The organism is Rhizobium leguminosarum bv. viciae USDA 2370, assembly GCF_002008365.1.
Taxonomy (GTDB): Bacteria; Pseudomonadota; Alphaproteobacteria; order Rhizobiales; family Rhizobiaceae; genus Rhizobium; species Rhizobium leguminosarum.
Map to the genome: position 1 here is coordinate 1 of NZ_MRDL01000039.1, position 23,564 is coordinate 23,564.

The following is a 23,564-nucleotide window of genomic DNA, read 5'->3' on the forward strand; positions in this document are numbered from 1 at the left end:
GTTCGGCACGCCGGCCGAGATCTATAACAGCCCCTCCAACATCTTCGTCGCCGACTTCATGGGATCGCCGGCAATGAACCTGCTCAACGCCACCGTCGAAAACGGCGCCGGCGGGCTCGAAGTCTCGCTGGAGCGGCCGAATGCCGCCCCGCTGAGGCTCCCAGTCATCGCAGGCAACAATGGCCTGACCGCCTATACCGGCAAACAGGTGATCTTCGGCATCCGGCCGGAGGCCTTGACCGATCCCGATGGCGCCGACCGCAAGGCGCGCTCGCTGACCGAGGGCGACTGCCTGATCGAGGTGGTCGAACCGGCCGGCTCCGATACCTTCGCCGTCACCAAGCTCGGCGGCAAATCCGTCGTCGCCCGCCTGCGCGCCGANGGAAACACAGGCGCGGATCGTGTGATGGCCAGGTGCTAACATGAGCAGTTCACCTGACATCGTCATCATCGGTTCAGGCATCGGCGGCGCCACGGTCGCGGCCGGCCTGGCCGTGACCGGCGCGCAGATATTGATCCTCGAAGCCGGCGATCATATCGCCGACCTTCCGGTCAACCGCGACCAACGCGCGATCTTCCAGCGGGGACATTTTCGACCGAAGGAAACCTGGTACGAGGCGAACGGCAAGGGATTCAATCCCGGAAACTATTACAATGTCGGCGGGAATTCGAAGTTCTACGGCGCCGTGCTGTCGCGCTATCGCAAAGAGGATTTTGCAGTCATCGAACACCGCGAGGGTGTATCTCCAGCCTGGCCGTTTCCCTACGAAGCCCTGGAGCCATGGTACTGCCAGGCGGAGCGCATGTATCAGGTCCGTGGCAGTCTGGGCGAAGATCCCACCGAGCCGCACCACACGGCTGCCTACGAATACCCGCCAGTCCCCGACGAGGCGCCGATTGCCGATGTTAGGGCGCGCCTCAAGCAGAAAGGCCTGCATCCGTTTTCCCTACCGCTCGGCCTGGATCTTGACGCCTGGCTCTCCAAAGCACGCACGCCATGGGATGCGCATCCAAACGCACGGGACGGCAAGATGGATGCCGAGACTGCAGCCCTCGCAGTGGCGCTGAGACACGAGAACGTGCGGCTCGAAACCACTGCGCGTGTAACGAGGCTCGACGTTGGAGCGGGGAGCCGGATCGACCAGGTGACCTACATCAAGAACGGGCAGACGGTGACTGTTTCGCCTAAGATCGTGAACCTCTCCGCCGGGGCAGTCCAATCATCCGTGCTTTTGCTGCGTTCGAAAAACGACCGCTTCCCAAAGGGTCTGGCGAACTCTTCCGACCAGGTGGGCCGCAACTTCATGAATCACAATGCGTCCGCCGTCATCGGGGTCTCGCCGCGGTTCAGGAACACCTCCATCTACCAGAAGACGTTTGCCTTCAACGACTTCTATCTCTCCGACGGGGAGGGCGGACCGCCCCTCGGCAACGTGCAGCTCCTCGGTCGCATCTCTGAAAAGGTCCTCAAGGGCTCTCTGCCGCAGGCTCCGGAGTGGCTTCTGCGCTTCATCACGGGCCATGCCATCGACTTCTATGCGATGAGCGAGGACGTTCCCAATCCCGAAAGCCGTGTCATGGTGGATGGAGATCGGATTGTTCTCCAATGGCAACGAACCAACTGGGACGCCCACCTCGCACTTGTCGCCAAGTTGAAGCGGATTCTGAAGTCGATCGGATTTCCGATCGTGCTGTCGAGACCATTCGACAAGCGCACGCCCTCGCATCAGTGCGGAACGATCCGCATTGGAAACGATCCCGCGACTGCGCCGCTGAACGCGTACTGCCGTTCGTATGATCACGAAAATCTCTTCGTCGTCGACGCCAGTTTCCTCCCCACCTCGGCCGCGGTGAATCCTGCGCTCACCATCGCCGCCCAAGCGCTGAGAGTGGCAGATCATATCGCGTCGAAGGACTTTGCAGGCATGACACAGGCGCTGGCGGTCGCCAGGCCGGATGCAACAGGACAGTAAAATGGGATTCGATTACATCATCACTGGCGCCGGTCCGGCAGGATGCGTTCTTGCGAACCGGCTGAGCGAAGATCCCGATGTCAGCGTGCTCCTGCTCGAAGCGGGCGGAGGCGACTGGAATCCGCTCTTTCACATGCCGGCCGGCTTCGCCAAGATGACCAAAGGCGTTGCCAGCTGGGGATGGGAAACTGTTCCCCAGAAGCACATGAAAGGTCGGGTGCTTCGCTATACGCAGGCGAAAGTCATCGGCGGTGGCTCGTCCATCAACGCCCAGCTCTATACACGCGGAAACGCGGCGGATTATGATCTCTGGGCTCGTGAAGACGGTTGCGAGGGCTGGGACTACCGCTCGATCCTTCCCTATTTCAAACGCGCGGAGGACAATCAGCGCTTCGCTGACGACTATCACTCCTATGGCGGTCCGCTGGGCGTCTCGATGCCGGCTGCGCCGTTGCCGATCTGCGACGCCTATATCCGTGCAGGGCAGGAGCTCGGCATTCCCTATAATCACGACTTCAACGGACGCCAGCAGGCGGGAGTGGGATTTTATCAGCTCACGCAGCGCAACCGCCGCCGGTCGTCGGCTTCGCTCGCCTATCTCTCCCCGATCAAGGACCGGAAGAACCTGACGGTCCGGACGGGCGCGCGCGTCGCCCGTATTATCGTGGAGGGAGCCCGTGCGACAGGCGTCGAGATCGTGACCTCGCGCGGCTTGGAGATCGTGCGCGCCGAACGCGAAGTGCTGGTGTCATCGGGCGCGATCGGATCACCGAAGCTGCTTTTACAGTCCGGCATAGGACCGGCCGATCATCTGCGGTCGGTGGGCGTCAAAGTGCTCCACGATCTGCCGGGTGTCGGCGAAAACCTGCAGGATCACCTGGATCTTTTCGTCATCGCTGAATGCACCGGCGATCACACCTATGATGGCGTTGCAAAACTCCACCGGACACTTTGGGCCGGGATTCAATACGTCCTGTTCCGCACCGGTCCTGTCGCCTCATCGCTCTTCGAGACCGGCGGCTTCTGGTACGCCGATCCGCAAGCCCGTTCTCCTGATATCCAGTTCCATCTCGGCCTGGGTTCGGGCATCGAAGCCGGTGTCGAGCGGCTCAAGAATGCGGGCGTGACACTTAATTCCGCCTATCTGCATCCGCGCTCGCGGGGGACAGTCCGTCTGTCATCCTCAGACCCGGCTGCCGCCCCATTGATCGACCCCAACTACTGGTCCGATCCGCACGACAGGACGATGTCCTTGGAAGGGCTCAAGCTCGCGCGCGAGATCATGCAACAGGCGGCGCTGAAGCCCTATGTCATGGCCGAAAGGCTTCCAGGACCGAAGGTCATGACCGACGAGCAGCTTTTCGACTACGGCTGCGCCAACGCAAAGACCGATCATCATCCGGTCGGTACCTGCAAGATGGGGACAGGGCCTGACGCGGTTGTCGGGCTCGATCTCAAGGTCCATGGCCTGGAAGGCCTCAGGGTCTGCGATTCATCCGTCATGCCGCGCGTGCCGTCCTGCAATACCAACGCCCCGACGATCATGGTCGGCGAAAAAGGATCGGACCTCATTCGAGGCTTGCCGGCACTTGCCCCCACCATCTTCGCCTACGAACGCAACGATGCGAGGCCTCGGGCCCGCGTCGAAATCCGGTAAGCCATCTCGAGAGGAGAGACGACAATGTCTGAAGTCAGAGTTGCAGTGCTTGGCGCCTCGGGCTGGATGGGAAAGGTCCATACGATGGCCTATCAGACCTTTCCGCATTTCTTCGGAGTGTCGGACGGAACTGCACGGATCGTGGCTCTCGTCGAAGGCCCCTCAAAGGCAGCCGGGGATCTTGCCCTCAGGGCGCCGGGTGCAAAAATTCTTCAGGATTGGAATCTCGCGGTCGCTGATCCGGATGTCGATCTGATCGATATCTGCCTGCCCGACCACCTTCACTACCAGGTGGCCAAGGCGGCCTTGCTGGCCGGCAAACATGTCTATTGCGAGAAGCCGTTGGCAAACACCGCCGCTGAAGCGCGGGAACTGGCCGACATCGCCCGGGCGAAGGGTGTCATTACCCGCGTTGGACACGCCTTTCCTCGCAATCCTGTCCATGATCTGGCGAAAGACATCATTCAATCCGGCGAAATCGGCGAGATCAAGCTGTTCCGCGGCTGCCAGCACGTCGACATGTATGGCGATCCCTACGCGCCCTTCATGTGGCGCGCTGATGGAAAGCTTGCGCCGACCGGGATCGTCGGTGATACCGGTTCGCACATCTTCAGCTTCATGGATTTCCTGGTCGGCCGCGTCAGTTCGTTGATCGCCGACAATCTCATCGTGACGCCGCGCCGGCCTGTCGTCGAGGGCCTTGCCTATGGCGAGCAGGTGAAACTGTCAGGCAATGAGACCTGGGCCGATATCACCAATCCCGATGCGACGAACCTGCTGTGCCGGTTCGAGAACGGCGCTGGCGGGATCGTCGATTTCAGCCGTGTCGCGACCGGCCGCAAGTTCATGCAGACCTACGAAATCTATGGAACGAAGGGCAGCATCGCCTATACCTATGACGAGATAAACCGGCTGCGCTTCTACTCCAACGATGACCGAACGGGGCGGCGCGGCTTCCGGGAGATCGACGTTGGGCCTGAAAACCCCACCTTCAGGGCTTTCCTTCCCCTGCCGAATTTCGGCCTAGGCTACAATGAAAGCAAGATCATCGAGGTGGCCGAGGTGATCCGCTCGATCGTTGCAAACCGGCCGATGTGGCCGACATTCGATACCGGCCATCACATCTGCCAGATCGTCGACGCATGCATGGAGTCTTCTCGCGAGAGGCGCTGGGTCGACATCCCGCTGGCTGAACGCCGATGACCATAGACGTTCCGCAGGAAATTCTTGACGCACTGACCGATGTCGACATGCCGCGGCTACCAACCGAGCCCGCTCCTTCGGAAGTGATCCGGCTCGCCGGCGTCGAGGTGCCGGTCTATCGAGCGGGTTGCGTCATTGTCGGATCCGGCGCGGCAGGTCTGCGAGCCGCGGTGGAAATGAAGCGGCGCGGCGATGACGTCGTCATCGTCAGCCAAAGCGCGTGGGGTGGAACCTCGGCCTGTTCGGGATCCGACAAGCAGACCCTTCACACTGCAAATACGGCGGATCAGGGCGACAATTACAAGGCGATGGCCCGAGCCATCCGCAGCGGCGGCGCAATGGACGAGGACACGGCCTATGTCGAGGCTGTGGGTTCGTCCCGGATGATGGCGTCGCTTCAGTTCTTAGGTCTGCCGCTGCCGCAGGATCTGCTGGGCGGAACGCTCAGATATCAGACCGACCATGACGAAGTCGGCCGCGCTACCAGTTGCGGCCCGCGCACCTCGCGCCTGATGGTCAAGGTGCTGGCCGAGGAGGCGATCCGGCTTGGAGTGCCGTTCTTCAATCAGACCACCGCGGTCAAGATCCTCACCGAGGGTGGTGAAGCTGACCGCCACGTCGTCGGCATACTCGCCATGCGTGCCAGCGACCGCACGGAGGAGAACCCGCTGGGCATCGCGCTGTTCGTCAGTGGGGTGATCGTGCTTGCGGCCGGCGGGCCTGGCGAACTTTATCGCGACAGCGTTTATCCCAACGGCTGCTTCGGTTCTCTCGGATTGGCGCTGGAGGCCGGCGTCGACCTCGTGAACCTGACCGAAAGCCAGTTTGGTATCGGAACACGCAGGGAAGGGTTCCCGTGGAATCTGTCAGGCACCTACGTCCAGGCGATCCCGCATATCTACTCGGTCGATAGCGAAGGCAGGGAGCACCACTTTCTGGCAGAGTATTATCGCAGCACGCAGGAGCTGGCGTCGAACATCTTCCGCAAGGGCTATCAGTGGCCATTTCACGCGACGCGCATGCTCGATTTCGGCTCAAGCCTGGTCGACCTTGCCATCGCTAGCGAAACAGCCGCAGGGCGGCGCGTCTTTATGGATTTCAATCGCAATCCCCTATCCGTGCCGGGCGATCTGCCGTTCAGTCTGGAAAGACTGGATGAAGACGTCCGCGAATATCTAGACAAGGCCGGCGCCGACCAGGACATGCCGATCGATCGCTTGAAGCATATGAACCCGCTCGCGATCGAGCTCTACCGCCGCTACAAGATCGATATTGCCGAAGAGCCGCTGGAATTTGCGGTCAACAACCAGCACATGAACGGCGGCATCATGGTCGACACCTGGGGCCGCAGCAATCTCGGCGGCTGTTATGCGGTTGGAGAAGCGGCGGGCACACACGGCGTGACGAGGCCGGGCGGAGCGGCGCTCAATGCCGGGCAAGTCTTCGGCACCCGCGCGGCCGAGCACGCCAGCGCCAGCGGCAGGGCGAAGCTGGCCGCCACGGGGGATATAACCGGCAACGCAGAAGCAGGCATCGCCGACCTCCTTGCCGTCCTTCGGACCGAGAGCCCGCTCACCGTCAAATCTATCCGTTCGCAAGTGCAGGCACGAATGAGCGAGAAGGCTGGCATCATCTGCGATCAGGAGAGCGTAGGCAGAGCCTTGGTCGAAGCGCGGAAACTGAACGCTGAAATTCGCGCCGACGGCATTGCCTATGGTCGCGCAGCGGAGGCGGTTCGAGGTGTGCAATGGCGGCATATGGCGCTCGCGTCGGAAGCCGTGCTCAGCGCACTTGATTTCTTCATTCGCAATGGAGGCGGCAGCCGCGGCGCGCGCGCCATATGCGATGCTACGGGCGAATCCCTGCCGCTTGCGAGCGCAGGGCCGTTGCAGGATTATCGTTTCCGGAAGGAACGCGAAGTGCATCGGAAGGAGCAGATCGTCGTTCGGCTTGATGGTGATGAGATTAGGCTTTCAACGCGTGCGAACCGCACTTTCGATGAAAGCGCCAGATCCTTTTTCGAGCGAGACTGGCCAGCCTGGTTGACGGGCCGCATCTACGATCTGGACGCTGGCAACTGAGGGGATGCCAGGAACTTGAATCACTTCGAGAAGGGTCCATGGGTTGATCAATCAGGATTCGCAACGGGTGGCTGAACCCGGACGCGCTCGGTATCGTCAGAACCTTCGGCGATGGCTTCCTCGCTTCTGCGCACCCGCCTTGGCGGATCCTTGCCTTCGACAGGCTTCGGCGACAGCTGATCATCGGCCTGGATCTCGTCGGTGTTCAGGTAGTTCTTGCTTTCGTCCATATCGGTCACATCAGGTTGGAGAATTGCGGGGCAGGAATGCGATCCTTCACATCGGCGGCGCTTTACAGGCTAACTCCCGGCGCCATGACAGGTTCCCTCGCTCGCGGCTCATAGGTCGGCTTCCGCCTCGGAAACGTCGAGCTCGATCATGACTGGCGCGTGGTCGCTCGTATGCTCCCAGCCGCGCGGCTTTCGCCGGACGGTCGCCGATCGCAGCCACGGTGCGACGGCCGGACAGAGCAGGAAGTGGTCGATCCGAAGCCCAGCGTCACGTTCGAAGCTGTTCCGCCAGTATTTCCAGAAGGTGTAGATCCGCTCTTCTGGATGCAAATGTCTGACGGCATCGGTCCAGCCCTGGGCGACGAGATGAGCATAGGCCTTGCGCACTTCCGGCCTGAAAAGGGCATCGTCCAGCCAGCGTTCCGGCTTGTATACGTCGATCTCGGTCGGCATGACGTTGAAGTCGCCGGCCAGGATCGAAGGCACCCCGATATCGAGGAGTTCGATGGCATATTCGTGTAGGCGACGGAACCAGCGAAGCTTGTAATCGAATTTTGCTCCTGGGAACGGATTTCCGTTCGGAAGATAGAGGCATCCGATCAGGATACCGTCGGCGACAGCTTCGATATACCGGCTGTGGGTATCGTCCGGATCGCCGGGAAGACCGCGCCGCGTCAGGATCGGGGTCTTGCCCTTCGCCAGGATGGCCACCCCGTTCCAGGATCTCTGTCCATGCCAGACGGCGCCGTAGCCGGCCCGTTCGATCTCCTTTCGTGGAAACCCGGTGTCGTCTGTCTTCAATTCCTGGAGGCAGACCACATCAGGGGCGTCCTCCTTGAGCCAGCGCAGTAGGATCTGCAGCCGTCCATTGATGCCGTTGACGTTATAGGTTGCAATTTTCACGATGCCCCCCGGAAGTCGAAGCACGGACAGGCTCTACAAACGCTCCTGAGTTTTCGCCTCAGGAAATCCCCGCCCGCAATCGTCCCAATGGAGGCGGCTCTCCACACCGTAATGTTCCGCCGGCCGAACCCTCTCGGGGTGATCGAGCGAGCCGACTGCCACTTGGCTCCTCAACGCGTCGCACCAAAGACGAAGGCGATGCCGGCGACGATTGCGACCGCTGTCAGCGGCTGCCGGCGTATGCGATCCTCGAGGTCGTGGACGAATGTGCGAGCCTCCGCCTTTGCCAGGCGGGCTGTTCCAGAAGCCAGATTTGAAGCGGATTCGGCCATCCGACCGGCTTCTTTCTGAAGAGCGCGCATTTTTTCGCGATCGATATCGGAGGAGCGGGCAGCTTCACCGGTCGAGCGCAGGGCTTGATCCACGAGCTGAAACTCGTCCTCCAGCTTGGTGGGATCGGGCTCCCGCTTCACACGCTCGGCCGCCTCGACGTCGCTGCGGCCGGCGGGAATTGAGGTGTGGGTGGCTGACACCGGATCGGACGCCGGAAAGGTGTCCTCGATTGCTTTGTCGAGTTCGCCTTTTCGGGTCTGCTTCCGCTGCTCTGCCTGCTCTTTTCGCATGGACTGGACTGCGGGGGATTCGTTCGGGTTTGCCATCGGGGTTTCCTCTGTTGCACTTCGACAAACAAAGCGACGACGAGGGGAGAAGTTCCATAGAAATGCTTCCTGACCTCACAGAATAACAGAGATGGAGAAGCGAGTGACTCTGGGCTTGCGATCGCTCGGACTTTTCTGGACGCCGAGTATGGCAATCAATTAAGCCGGACCAAAGTCTTGCCGGCGCCTACTACCTAGGTCGGTTGCAATTTGTCTGCGGAACAGCGAGAAATCTTACGCGTCATATTTTGCATGGGAAAACGGCGAAGAACGGACGAACGAGGCTATGGCATGAGTATCCGGAAACGCGATTTTCTGCGATTGGGCGGCAGCGCGGCTGTTGCTCTCGTCGCTGCCGCATCACCAGCCACATTGAATCTCGGCGGTTTCCTTCCTGTTCTGGCGGTGGAGCGCGCGCAGGCAAAAGACGGCAACAATGGGAATGGCAACGGCGGTGGGAACGGCAACGGTAATGGGGGAGGGAATGGCAACAGCGGCGGTAAGGGCAACGGGGGAGGGAATGGCAATAGCAGTGGTGGTGGCAACAGCAATGGCTCAGGGAATGGCAATAGCAATGGTGGGAGTTCCACCGGCAGCACGGGATCCTCTTCCTCTTCTTCAGGGGCGTCAGTAGGATCAGGAACGAGAGCGACGGCAGCGTCCGATGGCTCGATCGACGTCCGTCATTCGAACGGTATCACTGAAGTCCTGCAGCGCGGTCGCTACATTATGAAGGACTCGAAGGGCCGGACGATCATAAATCGACAGGCGACGGCCAGCGATGCCCGCCGGCTGAGCCGCTTTCTTCGCTGAAGCGTGATAGTCGGGCAATAACTTCTTTCAGCGCCGTTCGCGCCATTGCAGAGCCGCTTCCGTCCTGTTCGAGGCACCAAGCTTGCTCAGAATCTGGGTCATATGGTGCTTTACAGTCTTTTCCTGCAGGCTGAGACGCAAGCCGATATGCTTGTTTGACAAGCCTTGGGCGACAAGATCCATCACCTCGCGTTCCCGTGGCGTTAGACTGTTTTTGTCGGAGGTTCCGCCATTCAGCGAATTCTCCATGACCTTTGCCGACATCGTCGGCGAGATATATCGCGAGCCACGCAGGACGGTTTGGATTGCCTCGGCGAGGCCACGCGAACCGACACCTTTCAGAACATAACCCATCGCGCCCCGTTGCAGAGCTCCCAGCAAGGTGTCCACTTCCTCGGATACAGTCAACATCAGCACTTTCGTTGCGGGGCTCCGCGCCAGGACGTCACTGACCGCAGACAGCCCGCCGCCGGGCATCGAGACGTCGAGAAGCATGATGTCGGGGTGGTTGTCTGAGGCGATCATCGCCGCGTCGTCGCTGCTGGCTCCCTCGCCAACGACGACAAAGCCGCTGATCTCCGACAGGCTACGCGTTACACCCTCTCGAAAAAGCGGATGATCGTCCACGACGCCGATGGTGATTGATGTCATCGCTACTCTCCCACTTCCATTGGCTCGAAGATCATGGTCACGGTCGTTCCTTCTTCGCCTGTCTTGATGTCGAAGGATCCCCCCAGGCTGTCGACGCGCTCCCGCAACCCCACGAGGCCGAGGCTCGTTGGTCTCACCTCGCTCGGATTGAAGCCGTCGCCGTGATCGCTGACTTCGACACGAACATGACCCTTGCGCGAGACAGCCCTGACAGCCTGCTGAACGCCGCCACCGTGGCGATAGGCATTATTCAGGGCCTCCTGAATGAAGCGATAGATACAGATCTTCACGGCAGGAGGAAGGTCCGGTCCATCTTCGTTGATAATCGTTTCGACATGGGTCTCGGTCTTGTGTTGATGCGCTTCGACGACCCGCGTGACGATCTCGGTGATTGAGGACTTCTCGATCTGCGGAAGCACCAGTCCGCTGCAGATATTGCGGATCTCCGTCATCGCCTCGGCAAGGCTCGAGCGTATCCAGGCAAGCTCTTTTTCACGCGCTTCGGGCTGGGTGGACGCATTGATCAACATGTCGCTGTCGAGGCGCAGTGAGGCATAGGCAATGTGCTGGGCTGGACCGTCGTGCAGATCTGCACCGATGCTGCGCAGATAGGTTTCGTTCAGCGCTGCCGCCCGCTGGGAGGCGCGCTGCAGCCGTCGTTGGAGCCCGCGGTTTTCCGCCAGCAGTGCAGACAGTTCATCGACCCGTTCTTTGAGATCCTTGCGTTGTGTCTCGATCGTGCGGCTACCCCGGAACACCAGAACGGAGAGAACAAGGAAAAAGGTCGCCGTGAGAGCGGTGACGGCGCCCCAACTCCGGAGCCTGGCATGCGCCAGACTATCGCCCAGTCCTTGTGCTGTCTCGTAGAACTCAAGGACGGCGACCGCTTGTCCGGACCACGGCTGGAGCACAGGGTTATAGATCTCCATGAGCGGTTTGCCGAGCGCGCGCTCCTTGTCGCTTTCCGGATCGCTGGCGATTTCGTAGCGCGCGACGAGAGATCCTGCGAATGCTCTCTGCAGCTTGTCGCTTACCGCAAACTTCCTGCCCACCAGCTCCTTCTCGTTCGAATAGAGGATGGTGCCGTCGCTTCGCCACAGCTTGAACGAAACAAGGCGCTTGCCGAGCGCACCTTGACCGAGTGTCTCGTCCAGAGCCTGAGCACTCGCTTCATCAAGCAATGACTCTGTTTGCATATCGGGAAGTAGTGGCGCGATCACGCTGTCCACATAAAGCGCCGTCGCCGCGCCTGAATTGTGGATGACGGCCTCCTCTATCAGGTGGCTTACAAAAAAGCCTACCACGAACATGGCGGCGATCGATATGAGCCCACCCGCGATAAAGAACTGGGAGGCGAGTGAGCGGGCATTCCAGCGGCGAAGCCAATTCATTTTGATACCGGTAAGAGACTGCCCGATTAACCTACCGCGTCTTTAGAGTTTTCCAAACAGCGTCAGGGCACATTCCTGGTGTCGAAGACCTCGGCGCCTCTTATGCTCTGGGTCAGCCCGACGGTATCGCCCGACATGGCTGCGCCGAACACGTAGAGAAGGGCGGCCAGAACGATAACAAGGGCGAAGACGGACGCGTTACAGGCGTCATTCACTCTGGATCTATGACTCTGGTTCATGTTCGGATCTCCTTCAGTATCGTTCGAAACGGCGCGAGTCCGATGCGCGTTCCACCCCAGGGACTTCGGTCGGAGGAGGTTGGGACCAAGGTCTGACCCCAGTAGACATCAGCAGATTCAGGCATACTTCCTGGCCGACCGACTTGGGTTTGGAGGCTTGTGAGTGATGATTTCCATGGACTTCGAAGGCAGCGCCCGCGCCGCATCTGTCGCTTCTCTCCAGCCGTTCGCGGAAGGCGTCGCCGAATTTTACGATAGCCATCTCGTGCCGATTCTCTTCGAGCCCTATGCTTCGGAGATGGCGATCGTCGCCGAGCGATTGAAGCCGGGCAGCGTTCTCGAGGTCGCGGCAGGGACGGGCGCCTTGACTCGTGCTCTGCGGGCGACGCTTGATCCGGCAACGGAGATCGTTGCCACCGATCTCAGCCAGGCGATGATCGACGTTGGCGCACCATCACTGACGATGTCGCGGACCCACTGGATGCACGCCGATGCGCAAGATCTCCCGTTCGCGTCTTCGATGTTCGATCTCGTCATCTGCCAGTTCGGCGTAATGTTCTTTCCGGATAAGCTGAAGGCTTATGGCGAGGCCAAAAGAGTGTTGCGGAACGGAGGTCGTTTCCTGTTCTCGACGTGGGATTCAATCGAGGCCAACGACTTCGCAAGATGTGTGGACGAATGCCTGGGAAGCCTCTTCCCGTCGGATCCGCCGGATTTTTTCAGGCGCTTGCAATATTCCTACTTCGACCCCGATCCGATCAAGGCGCAGCTGACTTCGGCGGGGTTTGATGCGGTATCCTGCGATCGGGTCGAATTGACGTCAGTCGCGGCCACCGCGCACGACGTGGCTGCGGCGTTCTGCCAAGGCACTCCGCTCAGGGGAGAGGTCGAACGGCGGGTGCCGGAGGAGCGTATGCCGGAAATCGTCGCTCAAGTGGCCGAGCGCGTGGAATCGCGCTACGGAGCCCGTCCTTGCAGCGGCATGAGCGCGCTCGTCGTCGCCTGCCGCGCACCATAAGACTCCGTGGCGCAGGCTGTCGTCTCAATCAGGCGATACCGTCGCAAGATCTATCCGCCCGGGTATGACGGCTCGTCGGACTTCAACGGGTGCGCGTAGGAGGCTTCCTCTATCGCGCAGATGACGTGTCGCTCGATCACCAAACAGGTTTCGTCGTACTCTAGCACCAGGTTCGGATTGAACCGTCGCCTTCGAACGGAGTCGCGGGCTTCGACTGCCATCTGATAGGCTTCGAAGAGCTCCAGCTGCCACGGGTCGCGCGCTTCCATGATCAACTTCCGCATATGCGGCAGACGCATCGCCAGGCGCCTGCGTCCGGCTTCCCGGCGGTTGGATCGCGCCATCTCCTTCGATCTCCTGCTTATGCCCGCGATTATGCGGGTTCTCGATCTTGAAATAGCGTCGGCAACGGGCCTTGGAATGGGTTTGGGACCAAAGGCCGGGGTCGATCAGACTGAGGTCTGAGGCGTGGAACGACCCTGTGTCCAGCTAGTTGGTTGGCAGCGGTCGCGAAGGCCGCCTCGAAACCAGAAGGAGGAGAAAATGATCTCCAAGCTTATCGTCGGTGCGGCAACTGCCGCGACCCTCATGTCGGGCGTCGCATTCGCCCAGTCCTCGACCGTCAACGGTGCCGCCGGTGGCGCGGTCACTGGGGCGATCGTCGGCGGCCCCGTTGGCGCCGCCGTCGGCGGCGTTGCCGGCGCAGTCGTTGGAACCGTGCTCGATCCGCCGCCGCAAAAGGTCGTCACCTATGTCCGCGAGGCTCCGGCACCATCGGCGCGCGTGGTCGTGAAGGAGAAGGTCGTCGTCGGTCAGCCCCTGCCGGAGACGGTTGTCGTAACGCCTATTCCGGATGACCCGACCTATGCTTATGCGGTGGTCAATGATGAACGTGTCATCGTCGAACCGTCGTCCCGCAAGGTGATCCAGGTCATCAAGTGATCTGATCCTATCCGCGGCCTCTGCCGCGTCCTCCATCCGGAAATCATCGCTCAAAGTCCGGGAACCGCCGCACGACCGACGGCAGCGTCGTCGTGCGGCCAAAAACAGCCGATGCCCCCGGCGGCGACCCCCGCCGCCGGAGCGCCAGCGAGGAGAGGAACATGATCTATTCCGAAGAGAAATCCGGTGGTCTGGCCGTGCCGCTGATCGCCATCCTGCTGGCAATCGCCGGCATTCTCGCCGTGCTTGTCGCCACCGGCGGCCGACATAGCAGTGCCGCCGGCCGTGTCTGGGTTCCACAGGTTCAACAGCAGGGGTCGGGACAATGAAAGCCATCGCATTCGTTGCCTTTGGCATCTTAAGCTCGGTCGGGGCCTGCGTCGCTGCCGCATCTGTCGCATCCTATGTCGTGGCGGATTCCGAACCTCACGCCTTCAAGGAACTCGCAGCGCGCGATCTATGGACGCCGACGCCGGTAAAAGTCGATCCTCGGCAGCAGCCCTATGAACGAATTCCGCCTCTCTATTCCAGCTATGTGACCGAGGCGTCGGCGAGGATGGCGTCAGCGGCGAGGCCCGATTCGGCTCGCCCGCCAGCCGAACTTCAGACACCGCAGCCCAGACTTTCGGCCGCGCATCTTGCCTGGTGTGGGGAACGTTATCGCTCTTTCGATCCCGCGACCAACAGCTATCAGTCCTATAGCGGTGAGACCCGCGAATGCGCATCGCCGTTCCAGCGGACTGTCGCCGAGGCCGATGAAGGCGTCGGCACGAAAGTGAATGCACAGGCGGCAGCCCGGTGCGCCGCTCGCTACAAGTCGTATCGACCGGAAGACAATACGTATCAACCATGGGAAGGACCGCGGCGCAGTTGCGACATGTCGGATCTCTTTGCGACGAGCAATTGATTATCGGCGGTGGTCGCGCGGTGCGGATCACGCTGCACCAAGCTGGTGAATCAGACTAAAGTCCGTGTTGCAAACGCTACGGTTGTGATACCCGGTTGTATTAGAGTGTTGGAGATCAGGGGATGGCAACGGCGCTGATAACAGAAATCCAGCAGGCGCAGACAAGGCTTCCGCTCTTGAGCCGAGCGGATCGAGCAGCCCTTATCGTTCGCATCCTCCGCGAGCTGAAGACGCATCGGCGGGAGGTTCTCGCAAATGTGCCAGCCGAGCGCTGCGTATGGATCGACAGGCTGATTGCGTCCGTGTCCTCGACGATACCGGAAATCGTCAACATGCTGGACGCCGAGTTCAATCGTGTCTTGAGCGAGTTCGAAAAGCTTATCGCGACGCTCGATGACATCTCGCATACCGAGAAACGGTCGAAGACAATTCACTGAGAGGGCAGCCAAGCGAGCGCCTTATCGGAAACCGATCGCTGCGCGTTAGCGTTCTCCTTCCATGACCGAATCCAAATCCGCCGCTGATCACGACAAGGCTCCGTCCGGCGAAGACGGTGCGAAGCCCGGCGCGGACATTTCTTTCCCTTACGACAGGATGACCGTCGAGCAATTCCGAAGACGCTTCCCGCGTGCCCGCTGGAGCGATGCCCGCCAGGCCTGGTTCGTTCCCGGGCGGACGGCGTCCCGCCGCATCGGACGATGGCTTGCCGAGATCGAGTCCGAAGCCGACGCCCATGCGGACGCAAAGGGACGCGACGCCTTCGCCTTCGATCCCATCGACAGTCCATATCTCGAACTCGGCAAGGCAGGCTTCCGAATCCGCACGCCGTATTCGAAGACCGTCGTCGACGAATTGCGCGAGGTGCCATTCTCACGGTGGGACGGCGATCTCAGGATTTGGCACGTTCCCTTCCGGTCCTATGAGGAACTCCGGCGCAGATGGCCCGAGATCGAGGCGGCGGCTCGCAGAAACGAGCCGGAAGAGAGACGACGTCGAGCCGAGGAGCGGAAGGGGACCGAACAGGAGATGCGCAGCAAACTCCGCTCTGCGGAACGAAAGCGTCACCGTTACCCGCTTCAGAGCGACGACCTGCCGCCAATAGGACGTCCTGTGGTCACCGCCTATGGAATCGTCGTCTTTAGCGAAATCTCAGGCGAACTGGTCGACCCGGATGTCGTTGCGGACTTTTATCCCGGCGTGACCGAGGATCACGTCTGGGGATATTGGCGGGTGCCCACACTCGAAGAACTCATCCGCACCTGGCCCGCGAAAATGCTTCCGGTTCAGAACGCCGCGTGGTGGCTGCCGACGATCGAGGAACTGAGGCCGACCCGTCGCACGGCAAGGTCGCGCGCAACCAGGAAACAAGCGAAGACGCCGTGACCGCTGCTTGCTCCTTCTGATCAACTGGCGGCTGTACTGAATTTACTGAGGCTGGACGTTGAAATCATCGTGAACAGAAGCCGGCGGTTCCGCTGAAGACGTAGCTGTCGCCAAAATTCTCCGGCCGCTCTCGCGCAGTGGAACAAGTTCCGGCTCCAGCCATTTGTCGTCCATGAAAACAGCCCTGCCGATGTCGCTGCTCGCCCTGGCCATTTACGTTGGCGGCGCCGCCGCGCGGGAACTTCGACCCGAAGCCATCAATACCGCTTCGATTGCTTCCATTGGCGCGGAGAAGCCGGCTCCAGCAGATCCAGACCCGGCGATCGTCCGCCTTCAAGTTTTGCTCGACCGAGCGGGCGCGTCTCCCGGCGTGATCGATGGCCTCTCCGGCGAGAACGTCAACAAGGCCGTGGCCGGTTTCGAGGCTATGAACGATCTTCCCGTCGACGGCAGGCTGGATGCGGAAGTCGTCTCCCGGCTGGAAGGCAATGCCCCCATCGTCGAGAGCTACGTCGTCTCGGCCGACGATGCCAAGGGTCTCGTTGACAAGATCCCCGAAGACTATGGCGAGAAGGCAAAGATGCAGAGCCTGGGATATACGAGCGTTGCCGAGAAGCTATCCGAGCGGTTTCACATGGGGATCGATCTGGTAAACGCGCTCAATCCCGCTTCGCAGTTTGCGCCCGGCGATACGGTGTGGGTCGTGACCCCCGGCCCGCCGAGGGAAGGAAAGGTCAAGACGATCGAAGCCAACAAGAAAACGGGACAGGTGCTTGCCTTTGCCGGGGACGGATCACTGCTTGCCGTCTATCCCGCGACGATCGGAAGCGAAGACAATCCGGCGCCGTCGGGCAAGCATAAGGTCAAGGGCGTCGCCAGGATGCCGGTCTACCGATACGACCCGAAGCGCAACTTCAAGCAGGGCAAGAACGACAAGGTCCTGACGATCCCGAAAGGGCCGAACGGTCCGGTCGGCACGGTCTGGATCGACCTGACCGAGCCGACCTATGGAATACATGGGACGCCGGAGCCCAAGCTCATCGACAAGGTGGGATCGCACGGTTGCGTGCGGCTGACGAACTGGGACGCCGAAGAGCTGGCCGGCATGGTCAAGCCCGGTGTGCTGGTGGATTTCGTCAATCGAAGTTCAGCCACGCCGAAGTGAGGGGGAATCCATCGCGATCCCACTCTTCTCCGGCTTGTCGCTCGCGAGGTATTGCCTGCGGCGATTCACGAAGCTTTGGCTTCGAAAGCCGGCGCGAAATCACCCAATGATTTTGCCTTCAGGATCGTGGCCTCGATATCCTGCTCCACGATCGCTTCAAGATCGGCGAAGCTGTCGATGACATAGTAGATCGGCTGGAGGATATCGATCCGGTAGGGCGTCCTCAGCACGCTGAGCAGATCGAACGGCCGGAACTCGCACGCCTTGCCTTCCATTGCCGCCTTCGCTTCGCTTGGCGATGAGACAATACCCGCGCCGAAGCAGCGCCGGCCCTGCGGCGTATTGATCAGGCCGAATTCGACGGTGAACCAGAAGATGCGGAACAGATGCCATGAATAGCCCTTGCCGAGGCGGACGGCCGTCTCGCCGAAATGCCGGACGAAATTGGCATAGCTCTGGTTGGTGAGCATGGGGCAGTGGCCGAAAACCTCGTGGAACAGGTCCGGTTCCTCGATATAGTCGATATGCTCGCGACGGCGCAGGAAGGTTGCGAGCGGGAATTTGCCTTGCGACAGAAGTTCATAAAAGCGCGACGGCGGAATGAGCGCCGGCACGCCTTCGACGCCGAAGCCGGTGGTTTCGTTCAGGCGTCTGTTGACGTCGAGAAGCTGAGGCACCTTGTCTGGCTTCAGCCCCAGCATTTTGACGCCGTCCAGATATTCGCGGCAGGCCGTATCGGCCAGCAACTTCATCTGACGCCGGTAGAGTTCGCCCCATATCGCATCTTCATCCGGGGTGTAGTCATACAAACCGTCCGGGCCGGGCAGTTTGGCGGTGTAGCTGCTTTCCTTGGTCATAGGCTGATCCTCCCAGGCACGGCTCTATTCCTGCTATTATGATCCGGGTTTGGAGGATTTTCTTTTCTTTCATGCTGGCTATTGCCATAGTGATGGCAAATCTTCCCGAAAGTGACGCATAAAATGAAAGAACCTGGGAATTTCCGCCGCAAGCTTCTGCAACTCGTCCAGGCAGATGGTAGCCTTTCGCTGGCAGACTTGGCGGAAAAGGCCGGCATGTCGCAGAGCTCAGCCTGGCGGAAGATCCAGGAACTGGAAGCCGACGGCGTCATCCGCAAGCGGGTGACACTGCTCGATCCGGGCAAACTCGATCTCAAGCTCTGCGTCATCGCGCATGTGACGCTGGAGGATCACCACGAAGAGGCGGTTGCGTCTTTCGCTTCGGTGGTGCTGGAGCGGCCGGAGATCATGGAATGCTACGCCCTATCAGGCGCCTTCGACTACATGCTGAAGATAAGGGCAAGCGACGTGGAAAGCTACGAAGCCTTCATGACCCGCTATCTCATGCGCAACCCGCATGTGCGCACAGTGGTCTCGAGCTTTGTGCTGCGCGAGCTGAAATTCTCGACCGAACTGCCGCTCTGATTTAGATATCTGCGCAGGGCGATACCGTCACATCACCGCGTGCTGTCGCTATGCCAGTGTCCCGGCATGAGCACCGGAAAGCCTTCGAATGTTTTCAACGTGTCGAGCACGATCGACGTCTTCACGTGCTGTACGGACTCATGGGGCAACAGAACGTCGTTGACGAATTTGGAAAGGTCGGCGAGCCCGCGGGTCGCGACCGTCAGGTGATAATCCATTTCACCGGTCAGCGCATAGGCTTCGAGAACTTCAGGCAACCCGTTGATCAATTGCGAAAACCGGCGGGCATTGTCTCTGTTGTGGGTGGCAAGCGTCACGGAAATAACCACCAGCATATCCAGACCCAGCTTCTGCCGATCGAGGTAGGCGCGGTAGCTGCGGATATATCCCTCAGCCTCGAGTCTCGTTCGCCGGCGAGAGCATTGCGACGGTGAAAGCGCGATCCGCTCCCCCAGCTCGTTGTTCGTCAACCTGCCGTCCTTTTGAAGTTCCTGGAGCAGGCGCAAATCCAATTTGTCGAGCGGTTCATCCATTGCACGAAATCTCCAAAATACTCACGGATCGTGCATAATCTCTTCCTGGAGCATAAAGAATGCAAGAACTTTGCACGCGTTTTGGGCCACACTTTGCATAGAAATGCAATCTCCTCTGGAGGAAAGAAAATGGGTCCCTTCCCACATGATGCGCCGCCCTCGGAAATCACCGCCGACAATCCGGCCGGTACCGACGGCTTCGAATTCGTCGAATTCGCCCATCCCGAGCCTGAGAAACTGCGCGAGCTTTTCACACGCATGGGCTACGTCGTAGTCGCCAGGCACAAGACGAAAGACATCACCGTTTGGCGCCAGGGTGACATCAACTATCTGCTAAACGCCGAACCCGGCAGTCATGCCGCCCGTTTCGTCGCAAACCATGGCCCCTGCGCCCCATCGATGGCATGGCGCGTCGTCGACGCCAAGCACACCTTCGACCACGCGGTATCAAAAGGTGCGGTTCCCTATGAGGGGGACGACAAGGCGCTCGACGTCCCGGCGATTGTCGGCATTGGCGGCTCGCTGCTCTATTTCGTCGAGACCTATGGGGAAAAGGGATCGGCTTACGAAGCCGAGTTCGATTGGCTTGGCGAGCGCGACCTGCATCCCCAGGGGATCGGCTTCTATTATCTCGACCATCTGACGCACAACGTCTTCCGCGGCAATATGGACAAGTGGTGGGATTTTTACCGCAACCTGTTCAATTTCAAGCAGATCCACTTCTTCGATATCGACGGCCGCATCACCGGTCTGGTGAGCCGCGCCATCACCTCGCCCTGCGGCAAGATCCGCATTCCGCTGAATGAATCGAAGGACGACACCAGCCAGATCGAGGAATATCTGAAGAAGTACCGGGGCGAGGGCATCCAGCACATCGCCGTTGGAACAGAGGACATTTACGACGCCACCGACAGGCTTGCCGACAACGGCCTGCGCTTCATGCCGGGTCCGCCGGAGACCTATTACGACATGTCCTATGAACGCGTGAACGGCCATAGCGAACCGATCGAGCGCATGAAGAAACACGGCATCCTCATCGACGGCGAAGGTGTGGTGAATGGCGGCATGACGAAAATCCTGCTGCAGATCTTCTCCAAGACCGTTATCGGCCCGATCTTCTTCGAATTCATCCAGCGCAAGGGTGACGAGGGCTTCGGCGAGGGCAATTTCCGGGCTCTCTTCGAGTCGATCGAGGCCGATCAGATCAAGCGTGGTGTCATCGGTACTGCAGCGGAGTAAACTCTGCAGCGCCGCGCGTCTGGAAAGGTGCGCGGCGCAGGTGGGTTACGGGAGGAGTGAGCAATGGACCAGACATCGATCCAGACATCCGACGGTGAAGCCGCGACGGCAAACAGGCTGAAATATATGCCGGGGTTCGGCAATGACTTCGAAACCGAGTCGCTTCCCGGTGCCTTGCCGCAGGGTCAGAACAGCCCGCAGAAATGCAATTACGGTCTTTATGCGGAGCAGCTTTCCGGCTCGCCATTCACCGCGCCGCGCGGGACGAACGAAAGGTCCTGGCTCTATCGCATTCGCCCGAGCGTGCGTCACACCCGCCGCTTCTCCAACGCATCCTATCCGCTCTGGAAAACGGCGCCTTGCCTCGACGAGCACTCGCTTCCTCTGGGCCAGCTTCGCTGGGATCCCATCCCCGCGCCCGCGGAGAGACTGACCTTTCTCGAAGGGGTGCGGACAGTCACGACGGCAGGCGATGCCACCACCCAGGTGGGCATGTCAGCCCATGCCTACGTCTTCAATGAGGACATGGTCGACGATTACTTCTTCAACGCCGACGGTGAACTGCTGATCGTGCCGCAGCTCGGCGCCATCAGAGTGTTCACCGAAATGGGCATCATGGATGTCGAGCCCCTGGAAATATGCCTCATCCCGCGTGGCATGATGTTCAAGGTTCTCAAGGGCGGCGAGCAGACGGTCTGGCGGGGTTATATATGCGAGAATTACGGCGCCAAATTCACGCTGCCGGACCGCGGACCGATCGGCGCCAACTGCCTGGCAAACCCGCGTGACTTCAAGACACCCGTTGCCGCTTTCGAGGATAAGGAAACGCCTTGCCGCGTGCATGTGAAGTGGTGCGGAAAATTCTATGTCACGGAGATCGGCCACTCGCCCCTCGATGTGGTCGCCTGGCACGGCAATTACGCGCCTTACAAATACGACTTGCGGACATTTTCTCCGGTCGGCGCCATCAGCTTCGACCATCCCGATCCGTCGATCTTTTCGGTGCTGACCGCGCCCACCGAAGATGCCGGCACGGCAAATGTCGATTTCGTGATTTTTCCGCCGCGCTGGCTGGTCGCCGAACACACCTTCCGTCCGCCTTGGTACCACCGCAACATCATGAGCGAGTTCATGGGCCTGATCCATGGCCAGTATGACGCCAAGGAGGAGGGCTTCGTGCCCGGCGGCATGAGCCTGCACAACATGATGCTTCCCCACGGGCCGGACGCGCTTGCCTTCGAAAAGGCATCCAATACCGAGCTCAAACCGGTGAAGCTCGACCACACCATGGCCTTCATGTTCGAGACCAGGTACCCGCAGCAATTGACGAAATACGCAGCCGAGCTCGAAACGCTGCAGGATAATTACCTCGAGTGCTGGGACGGCCTGGAACGCAAGTTCGACGGAACCCCCGGGCTCAAGTGATGCATCAAGCAAAGACACCCTCCGGCACTGGAATTAAGATATGAAGCTTGCGACCTTGAAGGACTCCACGAGGGACGGCCGGCTCGTCGTCGTTTCCCGCGACCTGACCCGCTGTTCGGAGGTCGGTCACATTGCCCGGACCCTGCAGGCGGCGCTCGACGACTGGGAGCATGTGGCTCCGAGACTTCAGCTGATTGCCGAAGGCGTCGAGACCGGAGCCCAGCCGACGATCCGGTTTCACGAACATGACGCTACGTCACCTTTGCCGCGGGCCTACCAATGGGCCGATGGTTCCGCTTACGTCAACCATGTCGAACTGGTGCGTAAGGCGCGCGGCGCCGAGATGCCTGCAAGCTTCTGGACCGATCCGCTGATCTATCAAGGCGGGTCGGACGCTTTCCTCGCGCCGCGCGATCCGATCGTGGCGGTTGACGAGGCTTACGGGATCGACATGGAAGGCGAGGTCGCGGCCATTACCGGCGACGTCGCCATGGGTTCCAGCCCGGAAGCCGCACGCGGCGCCATCCGCCTGCTGATGCTCGTCAACGACGTGTCGCTGCGCGGTCTGATCCCGGGCGAACTGGCAAAGGGATTTGGTTTCTTCCAGTCGAAGCCGGCATCGGCATTTTCTCCGGTCGCGGTGACGCCGGACGAGCTCGGAGAGGCCTGGGACGGCGGCAAGCTACATCTTCCGCTGCTGGTGAGCTTGAACGGCAAGCCATTCGGCAAAGCCAACGCCGGTATCGACATGACCTTCGATTTTGGCCAACTGATCACCCATGCCGCCAAAACCCGTAACCTCCTGGCCGGAACGATTATCGGCTCGGGAACAGTGTCAAACAAGCTCGACGGCGGCCCCGGCAAGCCGGTGGAAGAGGGAGGAGACGGCTACTCCTGCATCGCCGAACTCAGGATGATCGAGGCCATCGACACCGGATCCCCGAGGACTCCCTTCATGAAGTTCGGGGATCAGGTCCGCATAGAGATGAAGGATAAGGCCGGTCATTCGATCTTCGGGGCGATCGAGCAGACTGTCGAAAAATACCAACGGGCCGACCCGCGATGAACGAGGTCGTTCTTTACGACTACTGGCGATCATCGGCGAGCTATCGCGTCCGCATCGCGCTCAATCTCTTGTGCATCGATTATAAGACCGTGCCCATCAACCTGTTGGAAGGGGCGCACAAGACCCCGGAATATCTGGCGCTCAACCCGCAGGGACTGGTGCCGACATTGGTGATCAACGGGAAAATACTGACCCAGTCGCTGGCAATCATCGAATATCTGGCCGAGCTTCGGCCGGAATACGGATTGCTGCCACCTGACATTGCCGATCGCCAGAAAGTCCGCGCCCTTGCCTATGCGGTCGCCATGGACATCCATCCGATCTGCAACTTGCATGTTGTGTCGCATCTGATGACCATGACGGATAAGGCCGATGCCCGCGAGGAATGGATGAAGCATTTCATTGCCGACGGACTGCGCAAACTGGAAGCCATGATCGGCGAATTTGATGGAGCATTCAGCTTTGGCGACAGGCCGACGATGGCGGATCTCTGTCTGCTTCCACAGGTCTACAACGCCCGCCGCTGGGGTGTTGATATCACAGCTTTCAGGCGCATCGCCGATATCGACACCAGATGCGCCGACATACCCGCTTTCCAGGCGGCGCATCCTGACCGCGTGAAATCGTAGCTCCATTGCGATAAA

26 protein-coding genes and 1 pseudogene are annotated in these 23,564 nt (G+C 60.2%); 18 read left to right on the forward strand and 9 right to left on the reverse strand.

Annotation, left to right across the window (positions count from 1 at the left end; translation table 11 throughout):
* From BS629_RS20615 to BS629_RS20635, 5 genes and pseudogenes are all read left to right on the forward strand, one after another.
* Positions 1 to 379: pseudogene (locus tag BS629_RS20615) on the forward strand (sugar ABC transporter ATP-binding protein); the annotation flags it as partial.
* Positions 380 to 422: 43 nt separating this feature from the next.
* Positions 423 to 1,973 (forward strand): GMC oxidoreductase, encoded by a 1,551-nt coding sequence (locus tag BS629_RS20620; protein ID WP_077988429.1) that lies wholly within the window; start codon positions 423 to 425, stop codon positions 1,971 to 1,973.
* A gap of 1 nt (position 1,974) precedes the next feature.
* The gene (locus BS629_RS20625) at positions 1,975 to 3,630 is read left to right on the forward strand and encodes a GMC family oxidoreductase (RefSeq protein ID WP_018241683.1); all 1,656 of its coding nucleotides are present in this window, start codon (positions 1,975 to 1,977) and stop codon (positions 3,628 to 3,630) included.
* A 24-nt stretch (positions 3,631 to 3,654) separates the two neighbouring features.
* Positions 3,655 to 4,833, forward strand: coding sequence for a Gfo/Idh/MocA family protein (locus tag BS629_RS20630; RefSeq protein WP_018241684.1), 1,179 nt, complete (start codon positions 3,655 to 3,657; stop codon positions 4,831 to 4,833).
* Entirely contained in the window at positions 4,830 to 6,914 is a 2,085-nt protein-coding gene (locus BS629_RS20635; RefSeq protein ID WP_018241685.1) for an FAD-dependent oxidoreductase, read from the forward strand. Before BS629_RS20630 ends, BS629_RS20635 begins: the two co-directional genes overlap by 4 nt.
* Before the next feature lie 47 nt (positions 6,915 to 6,961).
* Here the strand turns inward: BS629_RS20635 and BS629_RS20640 are convergent, their stop codons facing one another.
* From BS629_RS20640 to BS629_RS20655, 3 genes are all read right to left on the reverse strand, one after another.
* Entirely contained in the window at positions 6,962 to 7,144 is a 183-nt protein-coding gene (locus BS629_RS20640; RefSeq protein WP_018241686.1) for a hypothetical protein, read from the reverse strand.
* A 108-nt stretch (positions 7,145 to 7,252) separates the two neighbouring features.
* Entirely contained in the window at positions 7,253 to 8,047 is a 795-nt protein-coding gene (xth, locus tag BS629_RS20645) for an exodeoxyribonuclease III (RefSeq protein WP_026188363.1), read from the reverse strand.
* 170 nt (positions 8,048 to 8,217) lie between these two features.
* Entirely contained in the window at positions 8,218 to 8,706 is a 489-nt protein-coding gene (locus BS629_RS20655) for a hypothetical protein (RefSeq protein ID WP_018241688.1), read from the reverse strand.
* Between the two features lie 291 nt (positions 8,707 to 8,997).
* On the opposite strand from BS629_RS20655, the gene BS629_RS20660 reads away from it, so the two are divergent.
* Positions 8,998 to 9,519 (forward strand): hypothetical protein, encoded by a 522-nt coding sequence (locus tag BS629_RS20660; protein WP_018241689.1) that lies wholly within the window; start codon positions 8,998 to 9,000, stop codon positions 9,517 to 9,519.
* 27 nt (positions 9,520 to 9,546) lie between these two features.
* Here the strand turns inward: BS629_RS20660 and BS629_RS20665 are convergent, their stop codons facing one another.
* From BS629_RS20665 to BS629_RS39270, 3 genes are all read right to left on the reverse strand, one after another.
* The gene (locus BS629_RS20665) at positions 9,547 to 10,170 is read right to left on the reverse strand and encodes a response regulator (RefSeq protein ID WP_018241690.1); all 624 of its coding nucleotides are present in this window, start codon (positions 10,168 to 10,170) and stop codon (positions 9,547 to 9,549) included.
* A gap of 2 nt (positions 10,171 to 10,172) precedes the next feature.
* Positions 10,173 to 11,561, reverse strand: coding sequence for a sensor histidine kinase (locus tag BS629_RS20670; protein ID WP_018241691.1), 1,389 nt, complete (start codon positions 11,559 to 11,561; stop codon positions 10,173 to 10,175).
* A gap of 62 nt (positions 11,562 to 11,623) precedes the next feature.
* Positions 11,624 to 11,800, reverse strand: coding sequence for a hypothetical protein (locus tag BS629_RS39270; protein ID WP_018241692.1), 177 nt, complete (start codon positions 11,798 to 11,800; stop codon positions 11,624 to 11,626).
* A gap of 166 nt (positions 11,801 to 11,966) precedes the next feature.
* Here BS629_RS39270 and BS629_RS20675 point away from each other — a divergent pair, with 166 nt between their 5' ends.
* The gene (locus tag BS629_RS20675) at positions 11,967 to 12,818 is read left to right on the forward strand and encodes a class I SAM-dependent methyltransferase (RefSeq protein ID WP_018517685.1); all 852 of its coding nucleotides are present in this window, start codon (positions 11,967 to 11,969) and stop codon (positions 12,816 to 12,818) included.
* A 50-nt stretch (positions 12,819 to 12,868) separates the two neighbouring features.
* Here BS629_RS20675 and BS629_RS20680 read toward each other — a convergent pair whose 3' ends face one another.
* Complete coding sequence (locus BS629_RS20680; RefSeq protein ID WP_018241694.1) at positions 12,869 to 13,162, reverse strand: hypothetical protein; 294 nt, start codon at positions 13,160 to 13,162, stop codon at positions 12,869 to 12,871.
* Between the two features lie 199 nt (positions 13,163 to 13,361).
* Between BS629_RS20680 and BS629_RS20685 the strand changes: the two genes are divergently transcribed.
* From BS629_RS20685 to BS629_RS20705, 6 genes are all read left to right on the forward strand, one after another.
* On the forward strand, positions 13,362 to 13,760 hold the full coding sequence (locus BS629_RS20685; protein WP_018241695.1) for a DUF1236 domain-containing protein: 399 nt from the start codon (positions 13,362 to 13,364) through the stop codon (positions 13,758 to 13,760).
* Positions 13,761 to 13,921: 161 nt separating this feature from the next.
* Entirely contained in the window at positions 13,922 to 14,089 is a 168-nt protein-coding gene (locus BS629_RS39275) for a hypothetical protein (protein WP_018241696.1), read from the forward strand.
* Entirely contained in the window at positions 14,086 to 14,667 is a 582-nt protein-coding gene (locus BS629_RS20690) for a BA14K family protein (protein ID WP_018241697.1), read from the forward strand. Before BS629_RS39275 ends, BS629_RS20690 begins: the two co-directional genes overlap by 4 nt.
* A gap of 122 nt (positions 14,668 to 14,789) precedes the next feature.
* Positions 14,790 to 15,104 carry a hypothetical protein gene (locus tag BS629_RS20695; RefSeq protein WP_018241698.1) on the forward strand — a complete coding sequence of 105 codons (315 nt, stop codon included), beginning with the start codon at positions 14,790 to 14,792 and terminating at the stop codon, positions 15,102 to 15,104.
* A 61-nt stretch (positions 15,105 to 15,165) separates the two neighbouring features.
* Positions 15,166 to 16,050 (forward strand): hypothetical protein, encoded by an 885-nt coding sequence (locus BS629_RS20700; RefSeq protein WP_018241699.1) that lies wholly within the window; start codon positions 15,166 to 15,168, stop codon positions 16,048 to 16,050.
* 163 nt (positions 16,051 to 16,213) lie between these two features.
* Positions 16,214 to 17,215, forward strand: coding sequence for a L,D-transpeptidase family protein (locus BS629_RS20705; protein ID WP_018241700.1), 1,002 nt, complete (start codon positions 16,214 to 16,216; stop codon positions 17,213 to 17,215).
* Positions 17,216 to 17,280: 65 nt separating this feature from the next.
* Here BS629_RS20705 and BS629_RS20710 read toward each other — a convergent pair whose 3' ends face one another.
* The gene (locus tag BS629_RS20710; protein ID WP_018241701.1) at positions 17,281 to 18,072 is read right to left on the reverse strand and encodes a phenylalanine 4-monooxygenase; all 792 of its coding nucleotides are present in this window, start codon (positions 18,070 to 18,072) and stop codon (positions 17,281 to 17,283) included.
* A 123-nt stretch (positions 18,073 to 18,195) separates the two neighbouring features.
* On the opposite strand from BS629_RS20710, the gene BS629_RS20715 reads away from it, so the two are divergent.
* The gene (locus tag BS629_RS20715) at positions 18,196 to 18,657 is read left to right on the forward strand and encodes an Lrp/AsnC family transcriptional regulator (RefSeq protein ID WP_003547665.1); all 462 of its coding nucleotides are present in this window, start codon (positions 18,196 to 18,198) and stop codon (positions 18,655 to 18,657) included.
* Positions 18,658 to 18,689: 32 nt separating this feature from the next.
* On the opposite strand, the gene BS629_RS20720 is transcribed toward BS629_RS20715, so the two are convergent.
* A complete protein-coding gene (locus tag BS629_RS20720; protein ID WP_018241702.1) occupies positions 18,690 to 19,190 on the reverse strand; it encodes an Lrp/AsnC family transcriptional regulator in 501 nt (166 codons plus the stop codon).
* Positions 19,191 to 19,319: 129 nt separating this feature from the next.
* Here BS629_RS20720 and hppD point away from each other — a divergent pair, with 129 nt between their 5' ends.
* The 4 genes from hppD (at position 19,320) to maiA (ending at position 23,549) form a co-directional block, all read left to right on the forward strand.
* The gene (gene hppD / locus BS629_RS20725) at positions 19,320 to 20,429 is read left to right on the forward strand and encodes a 4-hydroxyphenylpyruvate dioxygenase (RefSeq protein WP_018241703.1); all 1,110 of its coding nucleotides are present in this window, start codon (positions 19,320 to 19,322) and stop codon (positions 20,427 to 20,429) included.
* A gap of 63 nt (positions 20,430 to 20,492) precedes the next feature.
* On the forward strand, positions 20,493 to 21,854 hold the full coding sequence (gene hmgA / locus BS629_RS20730; protein WP_018241704.1) for a homogentisate 1,2-dioxygenase: 1,362 nt from the start codon (positions 20,493 to 20,495) through the stop codon (positions 21,852 to 21,854).
* A 40-nt stretch (positions 21,855 to 21,894) separates the two neighbouring features.
* Positions 21,895 to 22,920, forward strand: a complete 1,026-nt coding sequence (locus BS629_RS20735; protein WP_018241705.1) for a fumarylacetoacetate hydrolase family protein — start codon at positions 21,895 to 21,897, stop codon at positions 22,918 to 22,920.
* Entirely contained in the window at positions 22,917 to 23,549 is a 633-nt protein-coding gene (maiA, locus tag BS629_RS20740) for a maleylacetoacetate isomerase (RefSeq protein ID WP_018241706.1), read from the forward strand. Before BS629_RS20735 ends, maiA begins: the two co-directional genes overlap by 4 nt.
* The last annotated feature ends 15 nt before the right edge of the window (positions 23,550 to 23,564 follow it).

Bases quoted from the DNA above. Each gene is read 5' to 3' on its own strand.
- BS629_RS20700 (WP_018241699.1), top strand. From the start codon at position 15,166: ATGACCGAATCCAAATCCGCCGCTGATCACGACAAGGCTCCGTCCGGC.
- BS629_RS20675 (WP_018517685.1), top strand. From the start codon at position 11,967: ATGATTTCCATGGACTTCGAAGGCAGCGCCCGCGCCGCATCTGTCGCT.
- BS629_RS20660 (WP_018241689.1), top strand. From the start codon at position 8,998: ATGAGTATCCGGAAACGCGATTTTCTGCGATTGGGCGGCAGCGCGGCT.
- BS629_RS20695 (WP_018241698.1), top strand. From the start codon at position 14,790: ATGGCAACGGCGCTGATAACAGAAATCCAGCAGGCGCAGACAAGGCTT.
- BS629_RS20680 (WP_018241694.1), bottom strand. From the start codon at position 13,162: ATGGCGCGATCCAACCGCCGGGAAGCCGGACGCAGGCGCCTGGCGATG.
- BS629_RS20630 (WP_018241684.1), top strand. From the start codon at position 3,655: ATGTCTGAAGTCAGAGTTGCAGTGCTTGGCGCCTCGGGCTGGATGGGA.
- BS629_RS39270 (WP_018241692.1), bottom strand. From the start codon at position 11,800: ATGAACCAGAGTCATAGATCCAGAGTGAATGACGCCTGTAACGCGTCC.
- BS629_RS20665 (WP_018241690.1), bottom strand. From the start codon at position 10,170: ATGACATCAATCACCATCGGCGTCGTGGACGATCATCCGCTTTTTCGA.
- BS629_RS20655 (WP_018241688.1), bottom strand. From the start codon at position 8,706: ATGGCAAACCCGAACGAATCCCCCGCAGTCCAGTCCATGCGAAAAGAG.
- BS629_RS20640 (WP_018241686.1), bottom strand. From the start codon at position 7,144: ATGGACGAAAGCAAGAACTACCTGAACACCGACGAGATCCAGGCCGAT.
- BS629_RS20635 (WP_018241685.1), top strand. From the start codon at position 4,830: ATGACCATAGACGTTCCGCAGGAAATTCTTGACGCACTGACCGATGTC.
- BS629_RS20720 (WP_018241702.1), bottom strand. From the start codon at position 19,190: ATGGATGAACCGCTCGACAAATTGGATTTGCGCCTGCTCCAGGAACTT.
- BS629_RS20690 (WP_018241697.1), top strand. From the start codon at position 14,086: ATGAAAGCCATCGCATTCGTTGCCTTTGGCATCTTAAGCTCGGTCGGG.
- BS629_RS20670 (WP_018241691.1), bottom strand. From the start codon at position 11,561: ATGAATTGGCTTCGCCGCTGGAATGCCCGCTCACTCGCCTCCCAGTTC.
- BS629_RS20710 (WP_018241701.1), bottom strand. From the start codon at position 18,072: ATGACCAAGGAAAGCAGCTACACCGCCAAACTGCCCGGCCCGGACGGT.
- BS629_RS20735 (WP_018241705.1), top strand. From the start codon at position 21,895: ATGAAGCTTGCGACCTTGAAGGACTCCACGAGGGACGGCCGGCTCGTC.
- BS629_RS39275 (WP_018241696.1), top strand. From the start codon at position 13,922: ATGATCTATTCCGAAGAGAAATCCGGTGGTCTGGCCGTGCCGCTGATC.
- BS629_RS20625 (WP_018241683.1), top strand. From the start codon at position 1,975: ATGGGATTCGATTACATCATCACTGGCGCCGGTCCGGCAGGATGCGTT.
- BS629_RS20685 (WP_018241695.1), top strand. From the start codon at position 13,362: ATGATCTCCAAGCTTATCGTCGGTGCGGCAACTGCCGCGACCCTCATG.
- BS629_RS20620 (WP_077988429.1), top strand. From the start codon at position 423: ATGAGCAGTTCACCTGACATCGTCATCATCGGTTCAGGCATCGGCGGC.
- hmgA (WP_018241704.1), top strand. From the start codon at position 20,493: ATGGACCAGACATCGATCCAGACATCCGACGGTGAAGCCGCGACGGCA.
- BS629_RS20715 (WP_003547665.1), top strand. From the start codon at position 18,196: ATGAAAGAACCTGGGAATTTCCGCCGCAAGCTTCTGCAACTCGTCCAG.
- maiA (WP_018241706.1), top strand. From the start codon at position 22,917: ATGAACGAGGTCGTTCTTTACGACTACTGGCGATCATCGGCGAGCTAT.
- hppD (WP_018241703.1), top strand. From the start codon at position 19,320: ATGGGTCCCTTCCCACATGATGCGCCGCCCTCGGAAATCACCGCCGAC.